Origin of the sequence: Bradyrhizobium sp. PMVTL-01 (assembly GCF_051861855.1) — a bacterium.
GTDB lineage: Bacteria > Pseudomonadota > Alphaproteobacteria > Rhizobiales > Xanthobacteraceae > Bradyrhizobium.
In genome coordinates this window covers 6,746,607-6,766,799 of record NZ_CP193982.1, presented here as the reverse complement: position 1 = coordinate 6,766,799, position 20,193 = coordinate 6,746,607, and the positions used below count along the sequence as shown (strand labels likewise).

Below are 20,193 nucleotides of genomic sequence, written 5' to 3'. Positions count from 1 at the left end.
CGACCTGACTTAAGAAGAAGAAGACGTCCAAGGACGGATGGTCCCATCCAGGCTCTGCCTGGGTGGGATCGTCTGTTTTTGGCACAGGTCTGTCGCCTGTGGGCGCCGTAAGTATCTGGAATTATGTGCCCTTTGCGCGGGGTTTGGTTGCTGATAGGTTAACGGGGATAAGTCGAGGACGAGGCCGACAATGTCAGAGCCCGAGACCAGCGGAACCCATCCCAGCCAGCCGCGCCCGGTGCGGCTGCGTGATGCGCTGCTGCGCGCACGGATCGAGGCCGCGGACCGGACCGGCGTCGTCGTCGACCTCCGCGACGCCGAGGTGGCGCGGCTCGAGATCCTCAACGACGCGCTCGATCCGCTGTTCGCCCAGGTGCCGGAGCAGATCGACCTGTTCGACCGCGGCATCAGCCAGGGCGACACGCCGAGGCTCTGGATCGATGTCGTCGCCCACATCATGATGGGGCGCGACAAGCGGATGTATCGTTTCGTCCAGGACACCCGCTTCGGCCGCATCGTGCTCGCCGAATCGCACGACACCGCGGTGATCGTCGATGCCGTCACCGACTATGTCGCCCGCCGCATGATCGAGCGCGAGCATGCGATGGTGGTCCCGCCCGAACCGCAAGCCCCGGCCGCCGAGCCGCCGCGCCGCTCGCGGGTCTGGCCGTTTCTATTCGGCTTTGTGCTTGGTGCGGCCGCGTTGTTCGGGGTCGCCGCGCTGGCGGTCTTGCGGGGCTGGTGACGCTCTCTCCGCCGTCATTGCGAGCACAGCGAAGCAATGCGGGAATCTTTCCACGGAGGGACTCTGGATTGCTTCGCTGCGCGCGCGATGACGGTGAATTAGATCAATCTCGCCTGCTTGATCGGCCCGATCTGAAACCCCGCCCCGAGCGCTCGCACCGTCTGCTCGCAGCGCCAGCCGGCGTTGTCCTTCTCGATCCTGAACAGATTGTACGCCGCCGCCGGATAGCGTCCGTGCGCGAGCGCGGAGGCCGAGGGCACGCCCACCGCGGGAATGTTGCCGTTGGGCCCCTCGAACCACATCGTCGAATGGATGTGGTCGTGCCCGTGCAGGATCAGTTCGGCGCCGTGGCGCTTCAACAGCGCGAGCAGATCGGCAGAGTCCGTCATCCGCTTCTGACGCGCAGCAGACTTGAGGGGATGATGCACCAGCAACACGCGGAAGACGTCCTCGGCTGCGAGCCGGTCGAGCACCTGCTCGAGCGCGGCGAGCTGATCGCGCCCGAGCGTGCCCGTCGCCATCAGCGGCAGGGTCGGCACCGCCGTCGACAGGCTGATCAGCGCCAGCGGCCCGCGCCGGCGCACGCTAGGAAAACCGGTGCGGCCGTCGTCGCCCGTGAGATAGGGTGCAAAGGTCTCGCCGAAGCGGTGAAGGGTCGCGCGGACATAGGCGTCGTGATTGCCGGGAATCGTGGTGACGCGGTCGGGCGGTCCGACCTCGTCGAGCCAGGCGCGCGCGGGGGCGAACTCGGCCTCCAGCGCCAGATTGACGAGATCGCCTGTCACCGCGATGTGGTCGGGCGCCTGGGCCTTCATGTCGGCAACGAGGGCGTCGAGCACTTCGCGACGCTGGTATTTGTGGCGGTTGCGCGTCCAGTTGATGTAGCCGAGCGCGCGCTTGCCGGCGAGCTCGACCAGCCGCGGCTTCGGCAGCGGCGCCAGATGCGGGTCGGACAGATGGGCGAGCGTGAAGGGGGCCATGGCGCGCGATTGCCTCGCTATTCGTCCACCGTAATGGCAAGGTCGCGAAGACTGCGCAAGCCGAGCCTGACGAGGGGACCTGAGAGAATCTGATGGGGCAGCGCCTGAACCGCGTTCGACGCAAATTCGAGCCGCTGCTGCGGCGGATCTTCCACCTCTATTTCCTGCTGGTGCGCGGCATGACCCTCGGCGTCCGCGCCGTTGTGCTGGACGCCGAGAACCGGGTGTTCCTGGTCAGGCACAGCTACATCAGCGGCTGGTATCTGCCCGGCGGCGGCGTCGATCTCGGCGAGACCATGGAGCAGGCGATGCGCCGCGAGCTCAAGGAGGAGGGCGACATCGATCTCACGGGCGAGCCCGTGCTGCACGGCATCTTCCTCAACAGCCACATCTCCCGCCGCGACCACGTCGCGGTCTACGTCGTCAGGCAGTTCAGCCAGGACAGGCTGCCCGCGCCCAACTACGAGATCGTCGAATGCGCGTTCTTCGCGATCAATGCGCTTCCCGAGGGGACGACGCTCGGCACAAGGCAACGAATCGCCGAGGTGCTGGACGGCCGGCCGCTGATTGCGACGTGGCGGTGACGCGGTTTGGCGGTGAGGCTCGCGGGCAAGTTGCGCAGCATTCCGTTATCGGAACTGGATCGATCCTTCACGCAGTATTACCTCCCGATTGCGATGCTGTGCTCTTGACGCTGCTGTTCGCGGCCATCCTCGGCCGCAGCACGGCCGGTAGTTCGGCCCGGTATGAGCCCGATGGACCGCAGCCCTCCGAGATGTTATTCCGCTTCCCTTATCGACGCGTTTTCATGACGCGAGCCCGGGTCCACTTCGCTCGAAGACGCATGCCGACATGAACGATCTCTCACTGACCATCCTTCCCGAAGCGGCCGGCGACGCCCAGGCGATCGAACGGCTGCACGAGCGCACCTTCGGCCCCGGCCGCTTCGTGCTCAGCGCCTATCGCATCCGCGAGCACGTCGACCATCTGCTTGAGCTGTCCTTCACGGCCCGCATCGGCACGCTGCTGGTGGGCTCGGTCAGGCAATTGCCGGTGCTGGTCGGCGACACGCCGGCGCTGCTGCTCGGTCCGCTCACCGTCGAACCGCCTTTCCGCGACCGCGGCATCGGCCGCCTGTTGATGGAGCGCGCGCTGAAGGACGCCAAGGAGCGGGGTCACCGCCTGGTGCTGCTGGTCGGCGACGAGCCCTATTACAGCCGCGTCGGCTTCAAGCAGGTGCCCAAGGGCCGCGTCACCATGCCGGGCCCGGTCGATGCCGCCCGCATCCTGGTGTTCGAGCTCGTCGACGGCGCCTTCGAGGGCGTGTCGGGCGCGGTCGGTCCCGACTGGAGCAAGGCGCGGAAATAACGGCGTGCGGGCTACGAATCCGTGAGTTGGATGCACGGTGTTGCCTCATACTCCGTCATTGCGAGCGCGCGAAGCAATCCAGAATCTTCTGCGGAGGCAGTCTGGATTGCTTCGTCGCAAGGGCTCCTCGCAATGACGATCGGGGAGACAGCCCGGCAAATCGCGGGATGAAGTTTACCGGGGCCCTTTAGGTCCTGGCCGGAGCGGATCAGAACTTGAAGTTCGCGAATGCCCGCACGCCGATGCCGGGCATCAAGACCTCGTCCTTGGTGTAGGACACGGAGTTGCGGATGCTCTCGTTGAGGAGATTGTTGCCGACGATGCCGGCCGTCATCTCGCGCGCGCCGAACCAGTTGCGGTCGAGCTTGGTCTTGTAGCTCACCTCGGCCTTCAGCAGATTGTAGCCCGGCGTCGGCGTCTCCGCGATCGGGGCGATGTTGTTCTGCGCGAAGGCATGCAACAGGTTGACGCGCATCAGCCAGTTGTCGTCGCGCCAGAACACGCCGCCGCCCAGTCGCACGGGTGGAATGCGCGGCACGTTGGTGCCGTCGGTGAAGGTGGCGCGGACCAGGTCGAGCTGGTTCTCGATGCCCCATATGCCACCGCGGAACGCGCCGACATCGAGCTGCGACTGGAACTCGCCGCCGCGGAAGATCGCGTCGCGCTGTGAATATCTCGCTTGCATAAGCTCGAGCTGGTCCGGATTGGCTATGTCCACACAAGCCGCGCTGTCGCATGTGTTGCCAGTCAACCGGCGGAATATGAAGCCGTTGAACTTCGTGTAGTAGCCGGTGAGTTCGAATCGCAACGGCCCTGTCGCACGCCGTAACCCGACCTCGATCGATTTTGCGGTTTCTATGCCGAGATTCGGATTGCCGATATCGAAGGTGGCCGTGGCATCATGGGCCCCGCGTGAAAACAGCTCGGCCGGCTTCGGCGCGCGTTCGACGTATTGACCGGTAACGCTGGCGGTCAAATCCCACGGCAGATTCTGGATCAGGCCGATGCTCGCGCTCTTCGGCGTGAAGTTCAGATTGCGCGGCGTGGCGGGACCAATACTGGCGGGGTCGACGTTGACGTCGAACACGGGAGGGATGAATGCCGGCGTTGTCCCGGCGAGGTTGACGTGCTCGATGCGTCCGGCAATCTGCGCCTTGCTGGTCTCGCTGAATTTCAGCTCGTTGAAGACGTAACCGGCGACCCTGTTGTTGTTGTTCGGGTCCCACAATCCATTGAGCGGGCTGCCCGGATCGTCCGGGCTCGGCGCCGTCAGTTCCTGATGACCGGCCTGGAAGCCCAGCGCCGTCGTCACCTCGGCGAAGCGCGCGTTGAACGGCATCAGCTGCACCTCGGTGCGGATCTCCTGCTCCTTGTTGGTGAAGGTCTGCCTGATGCCGTCGCTGTTGAGATCGGCGGGATTGGCAAGGCCGATCTCGTTGTGCCGGTAGTCGGTCGCGCCGGCCCAGAAGCGGATCGTGTCGATCGCGGTCGCATCAGGGCGGTACTCGCCCTTGACGTTGATCTTGGTCTGGTGGCCGTCGATGCGCGTGTGGTGGTCGGCGCCGTCGATGCCGGGGATGTGGTAGAGCGAGTCGTTCTGTGTGATCGCAGCCCCGATATAGCCGCCCTGGAAGAAATAGGAGCCGCCGATCGAGCCCCCGTCCGAGCGCGTCGCCGAATTCGGCTGGCGGCCGTTCACGGGACGCGACTGATCGTTCAGATAGGGATAGCTCGGGATCGCATAATCCGAGGTCGTGCGGCCATAGGCATCGGCATGCAAGGCGAAATTGCCGCCGCCGGTGTCGAGCAGCACGCCGCTCTCGACGCCGCGATCGACCGAGCTGAACGCGGTGCGCGTCTCCGCGGTGACGCAAGGCGATGTCGCGGCTGATGCGAGCGGCGCCTTGGTCGGCAGGCCGTAAGTCTGGAACGACGGTGCGCAGGACGGCGGCGCATCCGGAATGCGGTTGTTGGTGGCGCTGACGACGCCGCCGATCGAGGTCGAGCCGTAGCGCAGCGCAGCCGGCCCGCGCACCACCTCGACCTGGTTGGTCGCTAGCGGATCGATCGGCACGAAATGATCCTCGCCGAGGTCGGAGGCGCCGCCGCCATTGGTACCGTTCTCGACGATGCCGACGCGATTGACGTCGAGCCCTCGGATGATCGGCCGGCTGGAGGCGCCGGGCGCGAAGCTGGAGCCGGTGATGCCCGGCTTGGAAAAGAGCAAATCGCCGAGCTGGCCGCCGCCCTCGCGGCGGATCTCGTCGTTCGGCACCACGGTGACCGTGGCGAACTGGTTGGTCACGATCGGCAGCACGCCCTGCTGAGGCGCGGCCGTCGCGGGAGCTGGCGCTGGCGGCGTTGCCTCCGCCGTGCGTTGCTGGCTGCGCACGCGTCCGCTGCGGGCGACACGCACCGGGCTGCGGGTCGGCACCACCCTGCGGACGATCGGGCTCGGCGCCGTCACGGTGACGGCCGGGATCTCCGTCGACGACTTGTCTTGCGCAGGTGGTTGGGCGGGCGCCTGTGCGGGTTCTTGGGCGAGCGCCGAGGTGGCGGCGGCGCCGAGCAGGAGCAGGCTCGCTCCGGCAAGACGCTGCACGCGTAGCAATTCAAATGACATGGTCCTGATTCCATCAGGCGCCGTCCGCATATGGGTGTGCTGATCGGAGGCGGCCTGCCGTCGCGGCGCGACGGAATTCGACTTCAACTTCTCCCGGCGATAGCCGATGCGCGGCGAGGCCGGGGCGCGATCACGCGATGTCTGGAGTTAGGACGCGGGAGGGGCGCGGGGCTGGAACGCCGTGCCGGCCGATTTCAGATGGATGAACTCGGCATCAGTGGTGCGATGGAGCAGCTCGATCGGCTGCGGCAGCTGCAGGAGCGGCGGCGTCGCGAACAGGACCGTGCCTGCCATCGCGACCAATGCGCAGATCGCGCAATTGTCGTCGCCCGGCTGCTCCCGGTCGGGGGCAGAGGGCGATTGCTTCTGGACCGCGGCACGGTCGACCGAAGCGATGTCCTTGCCGCTGTTCGTCTGCTGGAGCGAGAGCTGGGCGAGGGGGGCGGCCTGGGCGAACCAGTGGCTGTGGCCGAAGGTCAGCGCGAATTGCACCAGCATCGCGAACAACGCGAACCGTGCACCGTGTCTGATATGCGACCGGACCCACTTCATCTGCAGACGCCACCCCACATCGCGAGGCGCCAATCCGCGGCGGCTACGATGTTATAGTGTAACATCGCCCGGCCGGTCGGCTGATGTCAATGGTGGGAGGATCGGCGGCAGCGGGCGGCCGATCCGATGTGTCGTTCGGGCAACTAACACGTGATGGGGAGGGGCCTGATGGAGCAACGACGGAGGTGCGCGCCCTCTCCCGCTTGCGGGGGAGGGTTGGGGGGAGGGTGTTTCCGCAATGAGACAATCTCGCAGAGGGGAAAGCCCTCACCCGGCGCTTCGCGCCGACCTCCCCCGCAAGCGGGAGAGGTTGAACGGCCCCGCGACCAAGGCGTTCACCGCCCCTCGCGCGCCCAGGTCGCCGCAAACGCGCCGAGCAGCAGCAGCAGGCCGATCAGGCCGGCGAAGATCGGCAGCACGCCGACGCCCTTCACCACGCTGGCGTCGCGCATGCGCACGCCCATCCAACCGTCGCCGGCGAAGACACTCGCCGAGCGCGACGGCACGATGCGCGGCAGCTCGACGCTGTTGCCGTCGACGACGCGCACGGCATTGCCGCCGGTCGCCTGCGTCAGCGGTTTCAGGGTCTCGATGGTCGAGGTGACCTCCGAAAACTCCTTCGGATTGGTCGGGCCGACATTGATCAGCGCCTTCAGCGTGCCGTCGGTCGCCTGCCACAGGCCGAGCTCGTTCGCCGGCAGGCTCGCGCGCCACTCGCCGGGATCGCCGGCGCTCAGCGTCAGATCCTGCGACACGCCCGAGGGCGAAGTCACGCTCACGGGTTGGACGCTGTCCGCCATGGTCTGGCGCAGCACGACGAGATTCTTGCCCTGAACCTGAAGGCGCAGAGCTTCCTCATCGAGGTCCGGCTGCTTCATCAGCCAATGCGACATCCGCCTGAGCAGATCGAGGTGCGGCCCGCCGCCCTCATAGCCGCGCGCCCACAGCCAGATGTGGTCGGAGAGCAGCAGGGCGACGCGACCCTCGCCGAACCTCGACAGGAACAGCAGCGGCTTGCCGTCGAGGCCCGTCATCACCGGCGGGTTGACGGAATTGCGGGTGTCGACGGTGCGGAAGAAGCGGCTCCAGTGCGGCGGCTCGGATGCGGAGCCTTCCAGCCCGCGCGTGACGGGATGGCGTTTGCCGAGGTCGGACAGATGCGCATAGAACGGTTTCTCGGTCACGCCGACCGGTTCGGCCGGCAGCACCGAATCCAGCGGCGTGCGCCAGATGCTGGTGTTGGAGGCATAGTCCGGCCCGGCCGAGACCAGCACCGCGCCGCCCGCGCGCACATAGCGCGCGATGTTGTCGAAATAGGCGATCGGCAGCACACCCTGCCGGGCGTAGCGGTCGAAGATGATCAGCTGGAATTCGTTGATCTTCTGCTGGAACAGCTCGCGGGTCGGAAACGCGATCAGCGACAATTCGTTGATCGGCGTGCCGTCCTGCTTCTCCGGCGGCCTCAGGATCGTGAAGTGCACGAGGTCGACGCTGGCGTCGGACTTCAGCAGGTTGCGCCAGGTGCGCTCGCCGGAATGCGGCTCGCCCGAGACCAGCAGCACGCGCAGCTTGTCGCGTACGCCGTCGATGGCGACGACGGCGCGGTTGTTGACCGGCGTCAGCTCTCGCTCGAGCGGCGAGGCCTCGATCTCGACGATGTTAGGCCCGGCATGTTTGATGTCGACGTCGACACTCGCGCTCTGGCCACTCGAGAGCGTGCGCTCGGTGATGACTTCGCCGTCGCGGCGCACCGTGACCTTGGCGCGCTCACCGGAGACGCCCTGATCGTCGAGCCGATAGGTGATGGTCTGGGTCTGCCCGACGATGCCGAAGCGCGGGGCGGCCGTGATCGCGATGCGGCGGTCGCGCTCGTCCTTCTGTCCGGTGATCAGCGCGTGCACCGGCGCCTGGAAGCCGAGCACGGCGGCGCTCGCCGGAATGTCATGGACGCGGCCGTCGGTGATCAGGAACGCTCCAGCCACGCGGTCGACCGGCACGTCCGATAACGCCGATGCGAGGGCGCCGAACAGTCTCGTGCCGTCGGTCTCGCCGTCGGCCTGTCCGGCTTCCACGACGCGGACCTCGAGGCCCTTGATCTTCTTCAGGCCGTCGACCAGCGCCTCCTGCGCCTGCGCGGCCTCGCGATTGCGGTTGCCGAAATTCTGGCTCGGGCTCTTGTCGACGACGACGGCCGCGACAGAGGTGAGGGGATCGCGGTCCTCGCGGGTGAAGGAGGGATTGGCGAGCGCCAGCAGGAACAGCGCCAGCGCGGCGACGCGCACGGCCGCACCGCGCGCACGCGCCACCAGCAGCAGGATGGCGATGACGACGATCGCGGCCAGCGCGAGCCACAGGACGATCGCGGGAACAAGCGGCGTGAACGCGATGCCGTAATTCATGTCGAGCTTCTATTCGTTGTGCGCATGATCTCGCCGGAAAACCGGCTTCCACTTTTCCGGATCATGCTCATTGCCCCAGCCGTTCGATCAGGGCCGGTGCGTGCACCTGGTCGGCCTTGTAGTTGCCGGTCAGCGTGTACATCACGATGTTGGCGCCGGCGCGGTAGGCGAATTCGCGCTGGCGGGGGTCGCCGCTGGTCACCGGCAGCATGTACTGGCCGTCGGGCCGGACGGCCCAGGCGCCGGCAAGATCGTTCGAGGTGATGATGATCGGCGAGACGCCGTCGCCGCCACGCGCCGGGCGCTGCGCGCTGTCCTCCTCCTCGTCGCGCGGCAGGGTCTCGACCCAGGTCTGGCCGGTGTTGAAGCGGCCGGGGAAGTCGCGCAGCAGGTAGAAGGTCTTGGTCAGCACGTGCTCGCGCGGCACCGGCTCGAGTTCGGGCACGTCGAGCGAGGACAGGATGTCGCGCAAGGCCCGCATGCCGGGCGTCTGCGAGGCGCCGTTGTCGCCCGGCGGCGCCTCATAGGCGTCGCGGGTGTCGAACAGCACGGTGCCGCCCTGCTTCATATAGGCGTCGATCCTGTTGATGGCGTCCTGGGGAGGCTTCGGCGCGCCGGGCACGATCGGCCAGTAGATCAGCGGGAAGAAGGCGAGTTCGTCGTGCGCCGGATCGATGCCGACGGGATCGCCGGCCTCCAGCGCCGTGCGCTGCGCCAGGAACAACGTCAGTCCGGTGAGGCCGGCCTTGACGATGGAATCGACGTCGGCATTGCCGGTGACGACATAGGCGAGGCGGGTCTGCGACACCGCCTTCATCGCGAACTCGTCGGACGCGCTATCGGCGCGTGCGGGCAGCGGCGGCAGCACCGAGACGCCGGCGAGCACGAGGCCGAGGAGGATTATCGCAGGCGCGGCGCGGCGGCGCAGCAGCGCGGCGAGGCCGCCGCCGAGCAGCGCGACGATGATGGCGTCGATCAGGAACAGCCCGAGCGCGGTCGACAGCAGCCAGCCGCGCAAATCGCGCGGCTCGGCATTGGTGTAGGTGGCATGCCGGGCGCGCAGGCCCGCGGTGTTCAGGGCTGCGATGCGGTCGGCGCTGGCAAGCGTGTTCACGGCGAGCGGTCCTTCTGCCGGACCATAGAAGCCCGGCGGATGATCTGATGTGGCGCGGTCGCGATAATCCGCGGGCAGCGGCTTTGCGGTCGCCGGCGGCGGGCCGAACGCGCCAAAACCGTCGAGGATGTGCAGCGGCGCCACCGTTTCGGTGGTCGCCTCACTGGCAACGCCGGGGCCTGGCTTGGTGGTGTAGCCGGACATGTCGACCACACGCCTGAGCATCTCGACGAAGATGCCCGACATCGGCAGGTCCGACCAGCGCATGTCGGCGCTGACATGGAACAGGCTGACGATGCCCTTGCCGCGATGCTCGCCGGTGACGAGCGGCGTGCCGTCTTCCAGCGAGGCCCAGCTCTTGGTGGCGAGCACGGCATCGGGCTCGGCCAGCACCTGTCGGCTCACGGTGACGTCCTTGGGCACCGCGACGCCGGCGAATGGGCCGTCGGCAGCGAAAGAGGCGAGATGCTGCGGCTTCTCCCAGGTCAGGCTGCCGCCGAGCGTGCGGCCGCCCTTGCGCAGCTTCACCGGCACGAGGTCGTCTTCGGCCTGTGCGAGACGGGGCCCTGCGAACCGCACCAGCACGCCGCCCTGGTCGATCCAGCCATTGAGGCGCTCGCGGATTTCAGGGGCGATGGTGCCGACATCGGCGAGGATGATCATGGGCAGCTTCTGGTCCAGGAACTGCGTGATGCCCTGCTGCGGCGAGCCCTTGTCGGCGAGCCGCACGTCGGCGAACGGCGCCAGCGCGCGGGTGAGATAGAAGGTCGGCGCCAGCAGCGGCTGCGCGGTCTCGCTGGTCGAGCCCGAGACGATGCCGATGGCGCGGCGCCGCCAGCGCTTGTCGAGCAGCTGCACCGCGCCGGCGGAGCGCTCGCCCGAGATCTCGAGCCGGGTGATGTCGTTGCGCAGCTCGACCGGCAGGTCGAATGCGGCGTCGGTCTCCTTGTCCTGGGGGCCGAAGGAGAAGCGCGCTTCGCCGATCGGCGAGGCCTTCTGGTCCAGCGCGCGCACGGTGCCGGTGGCGATGCCGCTGTCGGTGCGCAGCACCTTCACGGTCATCTTCGCCGCGGCGTTCTCGGCCGCCGCCAGCGCCAGCGGCGAGGAGGTGCCGCCTTCGAAGATGGTCAGGCTGCGATCCCCCAAGGTCTTGCCGAGGCCAGCCACGAACTCCTCGCCGCGACCGGTGTCGACGCCGTCGGACAGCCAGGCGATCTCGCAATCGCCGGTCGCTTTCAGGAAACGATCGACGGCAGCGAGCGTGTCGACGCGGTCGATCGAATAGGGCTTTGGCGCGAGCTGGCGCAGCGCCACGCGCGCCGCGCCCGCGGGTATAAGGGTGATGTCGCGGTTCGGCTCGGACAGCGGCACCAGCGCGATGGCGCGGCGCTCGTTGTCGGCGTTGGCGATCAGCTCGTCGGCGGCCCTGATCCTGACGTCCCAGTTCGAGGCCGCGCTCCAGCCGTCGTCGAGCATGATCATCAGCGGCGCCTTGCTGCCGGCGAGGCCCGTCTGCGGATTCCAGATCGGCCCGGCGGCGGCGAAGATGACGAGGGCCGCAGCGAGCAGGCGCAGCGCGGTCAGCCACCACGGCGTTCGCGACGGCGTCTCCTCGCGCGGGGCGATGTCGAACAACAGGCGGGTCGGCGGAAACTCGATCCGGCGCGGCCGCGGCGGCATCACGCGCAACAGCCACCACAGCACCGGCAGGCTGACGAGGCCGATCAGGAGCAGCGGTTCGGTGAAGGCGAGCGGTAATCCCATCATGCGGCCGGCCCCGCCTTGATGGTCGTGGTGCGCGCGCCCGATTTGCTCACCTGCATGCCGGCGTGCAGATACAGCAGCAGCTCGGCGGCGGAGCGGTCGGTCGCATGGGTCGTGAACAGCCAGTCCAGCCTCGATGTCTCGGCGCGGATCTGGTCGCGATGCAGCGCGAGGCGCGCGGTGTAGTCCTGCGCCCAGCTCTCGGCGCGGCCGGCGGTGATCACGCCGAAGCCCTCGGGCTCGACGAACTCGATGCGGCCGGAATAGGGGAACGACTCCTCGGCGGGATCGACGACCTGCACCATCGTGCCATGCGCGCCGGAGCCGGACAGCCCGGCGAGCGTCGCACCGATCTCGGAGATCGGCGACCAGAAATCCGACAGCACGATGATCTCGGCCAGCGCCGACGGAACGAAGGAGGGCGGCAGGCTGAGGCGGTCGGCGTCGTCATGCAGCATCGCCTGCGCCATCTTGTCGATGACGCTGCGGCTCGCGGTCGGCGTCATCAGCCCGGGAATGCCCACGCGTTCGCCGCCCGACACCAGCAGCTCGGCCAGCGCGAAGGCGACGATCAGCGTGCGCTCGAGCTTGGATTCGCGCGCAGCCTTCGAGGCGAAGGCCATCGAGGGCGAGCGGTCGGGCCAGATCCAGACCGTGTGCGAGGCTTCCCATTCGAGCTCGCGGACATAGAGATGGTCGTCGCGCGCCGAGCGGCGCCAATCGACGTTCTGCGCCGGTTCGCCGGAGACGAAGCGGCGGTACTGCCAGAAATTCTCGCCCGAGCCGGCGCGGCGCCGGCCGTGCAGGCCGTGGATGACGTTGGCGGCGACGCGGCGGGCTTCCAGCACCAGGCGCGGCAGCGAAGCGGCGAGCGTGCGGCTCTCGCCATCGGCACGTCGGATCGCGATGATCTCCTTCGCTGTGTGCCCGGTCTCTGCGGCCATCAACCGATCCGTGTCTTCAATTGCCGGATCACGTCCGGAATCGTGCGGCCTTCGGCGCGCGCCTGGAACGTCAGTGCCATGCGGTGCTTCAGCACGGGCTCGGCGAGGTCGAGCACGTCGTCGATCGAGGGCGCGAGGCGTCCGTCCATCAGCGCGCGGGCGCGCACGGCGAGCATCAAGGACTGGCTGGCGCGCGGACCGGGGCCCCAGGCGATGAACTTGCCGGCTTCGCCGCTTTCCTCGCCCGGACGGGCCGAGCGCACCAGCGACAGGATCGCCTCCACCACGGAATCGCCGACCGGCAGGCGGCGGACCAGCCGCTGCGCGGTGATCAGTGCATCCGCGGTCATCGAGCCCTTCGCCAGCGTCTCCTCGGCGCCCGTCGTCTCGAACAGGATGCGGCGCTCGGCGTCGCGGTCGGGATAGTCGACGTCGATCTCCATCAGGAAGCGGTCGAGTTGCGCTTCCGGCAGCGGATAGGTGCCTTCCTGCTCCAGCGGGTTTTGCGTCGCGAGCACGTGGAAGGGTTTCGGCAGATCGTGGCGCGCGCCGGCCACGGTGATGTGCTGCTCCTGCATCGCCTGCAACAGCGCCGACTGCGTGCGCGGGCTGGCGCGGTTGATCTCGTCCGCCATCAGGAGCTGCGCGAACACGGGACCGGCGATGAAGCGGAAGGCGCGCCTGCCCGCGGTGCTCTCGTCCAGCACCTCGGCGCCGAGGATGTCCGACGGCATCAGGTCGGGCGTGAACTGGATGCGCTTGGCATCGAGACCGAGCGTGACGCCGAGCGTCTCGACGAGCTTGGTCTTGGCAAGGCCTGGCACGCCGATCAGCAGCGCATGGCCGCCGGAGAGGATCGTGACCAGCGTGTTCTCGATGACGCGGTCCTGACCGAAGATGACGGAGCCGATTGCCTCCTTCGCCGCGCGAATCTGGGCCGACACCTGCTCGGCCGACCGAACGATCCCGTCCTCGAGTTTCTCGACACTCTCCGCCATTTCGCTCGCTCCTTAAGCCTGCCATGCGGCTTGCTTGCGTCGTCACGTTGCCGCGTCGTCACGCCATCACATGGGCCCTATGCTAGACTTGCGGGAAGGCCATGTATTCGTTGAATTAACCTATCCCCACCTTATCGGCTTAAGGGTATGTAGGGCATCACGAAGTGGCGACCTCCACACCGGACTTTTCCGGATGGAACCGAGCACCAATCGACAACGTAGACCTGCACCAATCGTGCCAAGTGACAAAGTCAGGGCAAACCATGGCGAACCAAGGGCAGAGCGCCGAGCGCGGTCTTGATGGGCTGACTGCCGCCGCCAAAAGTGCTGCCGGTGCCGAAGGCGCCAAAAAGGGCCTGCCTCCGGTGCATTTGTGGAATCCGCCGTTTTGCGGCGATCTCGACATCCGAGTCGCCGCCGATGGTACTTGGTTCTACATGGGCACGCCGATCGGCCGTCACGCCCTCGTTCGCCTGTTCTCGACCATCTTGAAGCGCGAGGGCGACAAGCACTTCCTCGTGACGCCGGTGGAGAAGGTCGGCATCCGCGTCGACGATGCGCCGTTCATGGCGGTCGAAATGCAGAAAGACGGCGCGGACAACCATCGCGTGCTGAGCTTCCGCACCAATGTCGACGATTGGGTGACATGCGATGCCGCGCACCGGCTGCGCTTCCAGCAGGCGGCGGACGGCGGCCTCACGCCTTACCTGCATGTCCGCGCCGATCTCTGGGCCAAGGTGACCCGGGCGCTGTATTACGATCTGGTTGACATGGGCGAGGAGCGGATGGTCGATGGCCAGCCGATGTTCGGCGTCGAGTCGGCCGGCGAATTCTTCGCCATGGCCGACGCGGAGCAGGTGAGGGCCGCGCTTTGAACAAGCCTATCCCCAATAGCGAGCCTGAACGCGAACCCGTCGCGCTGGGCGCTGCCGATTTCTTCGCCCGCTCGCGGGCGCGGCTCGGCTTCGACGTGCCGCCCGGCCTCTACGATCCCAACATCATCCCGGCCTCGGGCGATCCCGGCACCGACAAGATGCTGGAGATCATCGCGCGCGAGCAGCCGGTGCGCCCCGCAGCGGTGCTGATTGCCGTGGTCGACCATCCCGAGCCGACCATCCTCTTGACGCAGCGCTCGGCCCATCTCAACGATCACGCCGGTCAGATCGCCTTTCCCGGCGGCAAGATCGACGCGACCGACGCCTCGCCGCTCGATGCCGCGTTGCGCGAGGCCGAGGAGGAGGTCGGCCTGTCCAGAGACTTCGTGGAGCCGATCGGCTATCTCGATCTCTACGGCACCGGCTTCGGCTTCCGCATCCTGCCGACGGTCGCGAGGGTCAGGCCCGGCTTTTCGCTCACCATCAACCATTCGGAGGTTGATGACGCCTTCGAGGTGCCGCTATCCTTCCTGATGAATCCGGTGAACCACCAGCTGCACAGCAAGGAATTCCGCGGCATGGAGCGCTTCTACTACGCGATGCCGTTCGCGGAGCGCTACATCTGGGGTGCGACGGCCGGCATGCTGCGTGTGCTGTATGAGCGGATCTACTCGTCATGATCCGGCCGGTCCTGACCGAGATCGGAATTTTCCTCATTCCCTTTGCCGTCTATGCGTTGTTCCTGGCCGCCTCCCGCTCCGGCCTGTTCGTGCAGACGTCCTGGCCGGTCACGATCGTCTCCCGCCTCGTCCTCGTTGCGCTCGCGCTGGTGATCGCGGGCCTGGTTGGCCTCGCACAATTCTCCGGCGGCGGACCGAATTCGACCTACGTTCCCGCCCATATCGAGAACGGCAAGTTCGTGCCGGGCACGGAAAGATAGGGGCCGGACCATGAGCGCGGAGCCGATCCTTGCGCCGATCCTTGTCGATGCGCCCTGGCTGACCGCCGGCGGGACCGCGCGCGTCCTGCAATTGCTCGGCACTGATGGCGAAGAGGCGCGGGTGGTCGGCGGCGCCGTGCGCAACGCGCTGCTCGGCCTCGTGCCCGGCGACATCGACATCGCGACCACGGCGTTGCCGGAGGAGGTGATCCGCCGCGCCAAGGCCGCCGGCATCAAGAGCGTGCCGACCGGCATCGACCACGGCACCATCACGCTCGTCATCGACCGGCATCCTTACGAGGTGACCACGCTGCGCGAGGACACCCAGACCTTCGGCCGCAAGGCCAGGGTCGCGTTCGGCCGCGACTGGGTGAAGGACGCCGAGCGGCGCGACTTCACCATGAACGGCCTGTCGGTCGACGCGGCGGGTGTCGTCCACGACTATGTCGGCGGCATCGACGATGCCAGAGCGCGCCGCGTGCGCTTCATCGGCGATCCCGACCAGCGCATCGCCGAGGATTATCTGCGCATCCTGCGCTTCTTCCGCATCCACGCCGCCTTCGGCGCCGGCGAGCCCGACCGCAACGGCTATCTCGCCTGCATCCGGGGACGTGCGGGCCTTGCCAGCCTGTCGGCCGAGCGCGTGCGGATGGAGATGCTGAAGCTGCTGGTGGCCGGCGGTGCCTCCGCGGCTGCGCTCGCGATGGCCGACGGCGGATTGCTGCAGGCGCTGATCGGCGGCGTTGCCTATACCGGCCCGCTGGACACGATGATCGCGATCGAGCGTGAGCTCGGCCTCACCCCCAGCAGCACGCGGCGCCTCGCCGCGCTGACGGTCGCCGTGACCGAGGACGCCAAGCGCGTCGCCGCGCGCCTGCGGCTCTCCAATGCCGAGGCCAAGGCGCTGGACTCGATGGGCCATCGCTGGTGGCGCTTCGCCGCCATGGACGACGCGCATGCGCGGCGGCTGCTCTACCGGCTCGGCACCGAACGCTATCACGATCGCGTGTTGCTCGGCTGGGCGCGCGCCGCCGGCGAGATGCATTCGCCGCGCTGGCGCGCGCGCGCCGAGCTGCCGCAGCGCTGGACCGCGCCGAAATTCCCGCTGAAGGCCGCCGACTTCATCGCGCGCGGCCTCGCCGAAGGGCCTGCGCTCGGACATGTGCTGACGCTCGCCGAGGACGCTTGGCTTGCGGCGGATTTTCCCCTAGAGGAAGCCGCGCTCGCTTCCATCGCCGATCAAGCTGCGGCACGCGTCAGCCGCGACGGGAAAACGTGACCATCGTTTCAGGCTTCGCCGACATCTCGATCCTTCAGCTTTTGCTGGTCGCGTTGATGGCGTTGTTTGCTTCGATCATCGGTGGTCTCGCCGGCTACGGCACCGGCGCCTTGATGCCGCTGGTGCTGGTGCCGCTGGTCGGCGCCGAGCCCGTGGTGCCGATCATCGCCATCTCCGCGATCTTCACCAATTGCAGCCGCGCGGTCGCTTATCTGCGCTATGCCGATCGCCGCCGCGCGCTGATCGTGCTGGCCTGCGCAGGCTTGACCACCGCGCTCGGCGCCTACGGCTATACGCGCCTCACCAATGCCGGCGCCGCCCTCGTTATCGGCACCATGCTGATCCTGAGCGTGCCGCTGCGCCGCGTGCTGCGACGGCGCCAGGTCAGGATCGGCGACACCGGGCTTGCCGCCGGCTCCGTCGGTTACGGCGTGCTGGTCGGCGGCACCTCCGGCTCAGGCGTGATCCTGCTCTCGCTGCTGATGGCCGCCGGCCTCGAGGGCGCCGCCGTGATCGCGACCGACGCGATGATCTCGCTCGGCACCGGCCTCATCAAGATCTCCGTGTTCGGCCTCGCCGGCGCCGTCACCGCGCAGGTGCTCGCCTTCGCGCTGCTGATCGGCGGCATCGCGATCCCCGGTGCGTTTCTCGCAAAGGCCTTCGTCGAGCGGATGCCGGTGCATATCCACACCGCGATCCTCGACGTTGCCGTGATCACAGGCGGGCTGGTCATGATCACGGCTGCGGCGAGGCAGCTCGTCGCCTAGATGCGGATCGAAGCCTGTCGGGGCGCGTATGCACAGATGTCGGCTTCCGGAGCGCAAACCGGAAGTCGTCCGGCTTCGCCGTCATTGGCGGCTAATGTGAAGATGCTATGGGGTGGGCGGCGAGGGTATGGGACCTTGATGCCGGCCGGCATTCTACCGCGCGAGCGGTTTAGTCCTTTGACCCAACTCGGACTTCTCGTGTTGAGTAGTCATGGCCGTGTCGTGGCCCCCTTCAATTGCCGCTCAAAGTGCTAGACTGCCCATCTTACTGGTCCTCGGAGGGGACAAATGCGCCGCCGAGAATTCATCAGGGTTCTTGCGGGGACTGTCGCCGCGTGGCCGCACGGGGCACGCGCGCAGCAGAAGGCCCTGCCCGTGATTGGGGTTCTCAACGGCAGGGGAGCCAATGAAGCCCCGCAGCTCCTCGCGGCTTTCCGGCAAGGTCTGAAGGAGTTGGGCTTTGTTGAAGGTCAGAATATCGCAATCGAATATCGCTTTGCGGATCATCAAAACGAGCGGCTGCCGGCACTTGCAAGCGAATTGGTGCGTCGTCAGGTGATGGTGATTGCCGCCACCAACACGGCGGCTGCAGTCGCGGCTAAGGCCGCAACGACAAGCATTCCGATCGTCTTTTCAATTGCCGGTAATCCAGTTCAGCTCGGGCTCGTCACGAGCCTGAACCGGCCCGGCGGCAATGTTACAGGCGTGACCCAATTGGCGCTGGAGGTCACCCCCAAGCGGCTGGAATTACTGCGCCAGCTTCTTCCTGTGGCCACGACCATGGCGCTTCTCATAAATCCGTCCAATCCCGTTCTCGCCGAGCCGCAAATCAGTGACTTGCAAGCCGCAGCCCCGAGCCTTGGGCTGGAGCTACATGTCCTGAATGCCAGCAGCAAACGGGACTTCGATGGCGTCTTTGCAAAGCTTTCGGAGTTGCGCGCAGGGGGCCTCGTGATCGGCGAAGACACGCTTTTCACAAGTTATAGCGAGGACCTTGCACGGCTCGCTGCACGGCATGCCATGCCGGCGATTTACGACAGCCGCGAGTTCGTCGCAGCCGGTGGCCTCATGAGCTATGGCGGGAGCCATACCGACGCCTATCAGCTGGCTGGCGTTTACACCGCTCGCATTCTGAAAGGCGAAAAGCCGGCCGACCTGCCGGTGCAACAGCGCACGAAAGTGCAGTTGCTATTGAATCTCAAGGCCGCCAAAGCGCTCGGTATCACGGTGCCCCTGCCATTGCTTGGCCGCGCCGATGCGGTGATCGAATGATGGCTGCGTTTGCTGCGGTGCGTGAGTCAGTTGTTGGGCCCTTCGCGACCTATTGCATCGCGAACCAACTCGGTCGCTAACGGGGCATAGCGGAAATCGACGGCGCGTCATCAATCGCAGAGACCGACGCTCGTGACCCAAGCCGGTCCTCACGCCGGATCGCATTCGATCACCAATTTCGGCGTAATGGGCCCGCCGCAAGCCGGTAGTAGACCGGGCGCTCTAGCACCCGTCGTCTCCTTCTACGACGGTCGACAGGAAGCTGGAACGAGCCAGATCACATGCAATCGGTTTTGAGAACGAGGTGCCAAACCATCTACTCGTCAACGAACCATCGTTGGTGACCCAAGGGATTGGCGGCAGTTGCGGCAGATAAGATGCATACGGCATCACTTTCGCAAGCGTCACTCTGACCAGATACTTTGCTAGAAAAGCCTCGTTCATTCCGCCGTCCAGTCCGCTGTAGATCGGGGCTGCCGGCACGTTGTCATTGAGCAATCGCGCGAATTCGAGTTCGTCGGTGCGTTGCTTCTCAAGCGCCCGCCGCGCAATTTTGGAATCCACGACAAACGCGGGGCATTTATCGGTGGGGCTGAACACGAGAGGATAAGGCGAATTTGGTGGAGCTTGCGCATCGAACACATAGCGTCGATTGCACACGTCCACCTTGGGTTCGAGATGCGTCGTCTCGAAGTGATCGTTGCCGACCTTGAGCATTTTCCAGAAGGAGAGGTTCGGGCTATTTCGATGCTGCGCCAGGTTTGCCGGCGTCAGGCGGAATGGATAAGCCTGGACCTGAAAGGACGGGCGGCCGCCGAGGAATGAGTCCCGCGCTAGCGAATAGATCTCGCTTATCTGTTCGTCGGTCATGGCATAGCAACCGCTCGATGAGCAGTCGCCATGGATCATGAGTAAGCTGCCGTCGCGATTGTTTGCCTTGTCGAAGCTGTTGGGAAAGCCGACGTTGATCGCAAGATGGTAATCGGAGTTGGGATTCATCAGCTCAGGAGTAATCGTATAGAACCCCTCTGGAGCCTGACGGTCACCCTCCTTCAGTTTCGGCCCGAGATCCCCCGACCACCGACAGATCGGGTACACCTTGAGGATTTTGAAAAGGCCGGTGGTGTCCTGTTTCCAGACTTCGAGCTCCGCCTCTTGCTTGAAGACGCGCACAAGGATAGGCGAGTATTTTGGCATCTTCTTTTGTCGGAGCAGCGAGAGCAACTGGGGTGGTAGCTCCTTTGTTGCCTTGGCCGGCAAGCGGTTGCTGTTTTCGCCGAGGCAGGTGGCCGGCGACAAGGCCGCGAACAAAGCTGCAGTCAGCACAAGCGCACGGAGTGCCGTGGCGCCGATCATGACCTTGCCTCGGGCGTGGAATCTGCTCATTTGGGTAGCGTGTAGTTAGTGGGTTCGTAAGGCAAGCCCAGATGGGCGCAGTCATCGGAGAAGTTCGAGCTTGTCGTCGGCGCAGGGTGCACACAATCACGGTCGAGAATACCGAGTTCGAGTTGGCTCTTGCGCAGGAATGCTCCGCCACGAACTTCCAGATCAGTTGGTCCTCGATCATCGGATC

At 66.3% G+C, this 20,193-nt stretch carries 17 protein-coding genes; 9 read left to right on the top strand and 8 right to left on the bottom strand.

What is annotated here, in order from left to right:
• Positions 1–190: 190 nt before the first annotated feature.
• Positions 191–745, top strand: a complete 555-nt coding sequence (locus ACRQ5Q_RS32705; protein WP_439373726.1) for a hypothetical protein — start codon at positions 191–193, stop codon at positions 743–745.
• Positions 746–843: 98 nt separating this feature from the next.
• Here the strand turns inward: ACRQ5Q_RS32705 and ACRQ5Q_RS32700 are convergent, their stop codons facing one another.
• Complete coding sequence (locus ACRQ5Q_RS32700; RefSeq protein WP_439373727.1) at positions 844–1,725, bottom strand: metallophosphoesterase family protein; 882 nt, start codon at positions 1,723–1,725, stop codon at positions 844–846.
• A 92-nt stretch (positions 1,726–1,817) separates the two neighbouring features.
• On the opposite strand from ACRQ5Q_RS32700, the gene ACRQ5Q_RS32695 reads away from it, so the two are divergent.
• Entirely contained in the window at positions 1,818–2,309 is a 492-nt protein-coding gene (locus ACRQ5Q_RS32695) for an NUDIX domain-containing protein (RefSeq protein WP_439373728.1), read from the top strand.
• Between the two features lie 268 nt (positions 2,310–2,577).
• Positions 2,578–3,093 (top strand): GNAT family N-acetyltransferase, encoded by a 516-nt coding sequence (locus ACRQ5Q_RS32690; RefSeq protein ID WP_439373729.1) that lies wholly within the window; start codon positions 2,578–2,580, stop codon positions 3,091–3,093.
• 208 nt (positions 3,094–3,301) lie between these two features.
• On the opposite strand, the gene ACRQ5Q_RS32685 is transcribed toward ACRQ5Q_RS32690, so the two are convergent.
• The 6 genes from ACRQ5Q_RS32685 to ACRQ5Q_RS32660 all read right to left on the bottom strand — a co-directional run bounded on the left by ACRQ5Q_RS32685 (position 3,302) and on the right by ACRQ5Q_RS32660 (position 13,487).
• Entirely contained in the window at positions 3,302–5,716 is a 2,415-nt protein-coding gene (locus tag ACRQ5Q_RS32685; protein ID WP_439373730.1) for a TonB-dependent receptor, read from the bottom strand.
• Positions 5,717–5,863: 147 nt separating this feature from the next.
• Positions 5,864–6,268, bottom strand: a complete 405-nt coding sequence (locus tag ACRQ5Q_RS32680; RefSeq protein ID WP_439394039.1) for a DUF2946 family protein — start codon at positions 6,266–6,268, stop codon at positions 5,864–5,866.
• Positions 6,269–6,603: 335 nt separating this feature from the next.
• On the bottom strand, positions 6,604–8,667 hold the full coding sequence (locus tag ACRQ5Q_RS32675; RefSeq protein WP_439394037.1) for a hypothetical protein: 2,064 nt from the start codon (positions 8,665–8,667) through the stop codon (positions 6,604–6,606).
• Positions 8,668–8,734: 67 nt separating this feature from the next.
• Entirely contained in the window at positions 8,735–11,548 is a 2,814-nt protein-coding gene (locus tag ACRQ5Q_RS32670) for a DUF4159 domain-containing protein (protein ID WP_439373733.1), read from the bottom strand.
• The gene (locus tag ACRQ5Q_RS32665; RefSeq protein WP_439394035.1) at positions 11,545–12,489 is read right to left on the bottom strand and encodes a DUF58 domain-containing protein; all 945 of its coding nucleotides are present in this window, start codon (positions 12,487–12,489) and stop codon (positions 11,545–11,547) included. The genes ACRQ5Q_RS32670 and ACRQ5Q_RS32665 overlap by 4 nt, the downstream gene beginning before the upstream one ends.
• Positions 12,489–13,487 (bottom strand): AAA family ATPase, encoded by a 999-nt coding sequence (locus ACRQ5Q_RS32660; protein ID WP_439394033.1) that lies wholly within the window; start codon positions 13,485–13,487, stop codon positions 12,489–12,491. Before ACRQ5Q_RS32660 ends, ACRQ5Q_RS32665 begins: the two co-directional genes overlap by 1 nt.
• 263 nt (positions 13,488–13,750) lie before the next feature.
• Here ACRQ5Q_RS32660 and ACRQ5Q_RS32655 point away from each other — a divergent pair, with 263 nt between their 5' ends.
• The 6 genes from ACRQ5Q_RS32655 (at position 13,751) to ACRQ5Q_RS32630 (ending at position 18,620) form a co-directional block, all read left to right on the top strand.
• Entirely contained in the window at positions 13,751–14,362 is a 612-nt protein-coding gene (locus ACRQ5Q_RS32655) for a DUF1285 domain-containing protein (protein WP_439394032.1), read from the top strand.
• Positions 14,359–15,042: a CoA pyrophosphatase gene (locus ACRQ5Q_RS32650; RefSeq protein WP_439373737.1), complete on the top strand. Its 684-nt coding sequence runs from the start codon at positions 14,359–14,361 to the stop codon at positions 15,040–15,042. The genes ACRQ5Q_RS32655 and ACRQ5Q_RS32650 overlap by 4 nt, the downstream gene beginning before the upstream one ends.
• Positions 15,039–15,302, top strand: a complete 264-nt coding sequence (locus ACRQ5Q_RS32645) for a DUF6111 family protein (RefSeq protein ID WP_439373738.1) — start codon at positions 15,039–15,041, stop codon at positions 15,300–15,302. The genes ACRQ5Q_RS32650 and ACRQ5Q_RS32645 overlap by 4 nt, the downstream gene beginning before the upstream one ends.
• Positions 15,303–15,312: 10 nt before the next feature.
• Positions 15,313–16,581 (top strand): CCA tRNA nucleotidyltransferase, encoded by a 1,269-nt coding sequence (locus tag ACRQ5Q_RS32640; RefSeq protein ID WP_439394030.1) that lies wholly within the window; start codon positions 15,313–15,315, stop codon positions 16,579–16,581.
• Complete coding sequence (locus ACRQ5Q_RS32635) at positions 16,578–17,348, top strand: sulfite exporter TauE/SafE family protein (protein ID WP_439394028.1); 771 nt, start codon at positions 16,578–16,580, stop codon at positions 17,346–17,348. The genes ACRQ5Q_RS32640 and ACRQ5Q_RS32635 overlap by 4 nt, the downstream gene beginning before the upstream one ends.
• 288 nt (positions 17,349–17,636) lie before the next feature.
• Positions 17,637–18,620 carry an ABC transporter substrate-binding protein gene (locus ACRQ5Q_RS32630; protein ID WP_439373741.1) on the top strand — a complete coding sequence of 328 codons (984 nt, stop codon included), beginning with the start codon at positions 17,637–17,639 and terminating at the stop codon, positions 18,618–18,620.
• Between the two features lie 222 nt (positions 18,621–18,842).
• On the opposite strand, the gene ACRQ5Q_RS32625 is transcribed toward ACRQ5Q_RS32630, so the two are convergent.
• Positions 18,843–19,976, bottom strand: coding sequence for a L,D-transpeptidase family protein (locus tag ACRQ5Q_RS32625; RefSeq protein WP_439394026.1), 1,134 nt, complete (start codon positions 19,974–19,976; stop codon positions 18,843–18,845).
• Between the last annotated feature and the right edge of the window lie 217 nt (positions 19,977–20,193).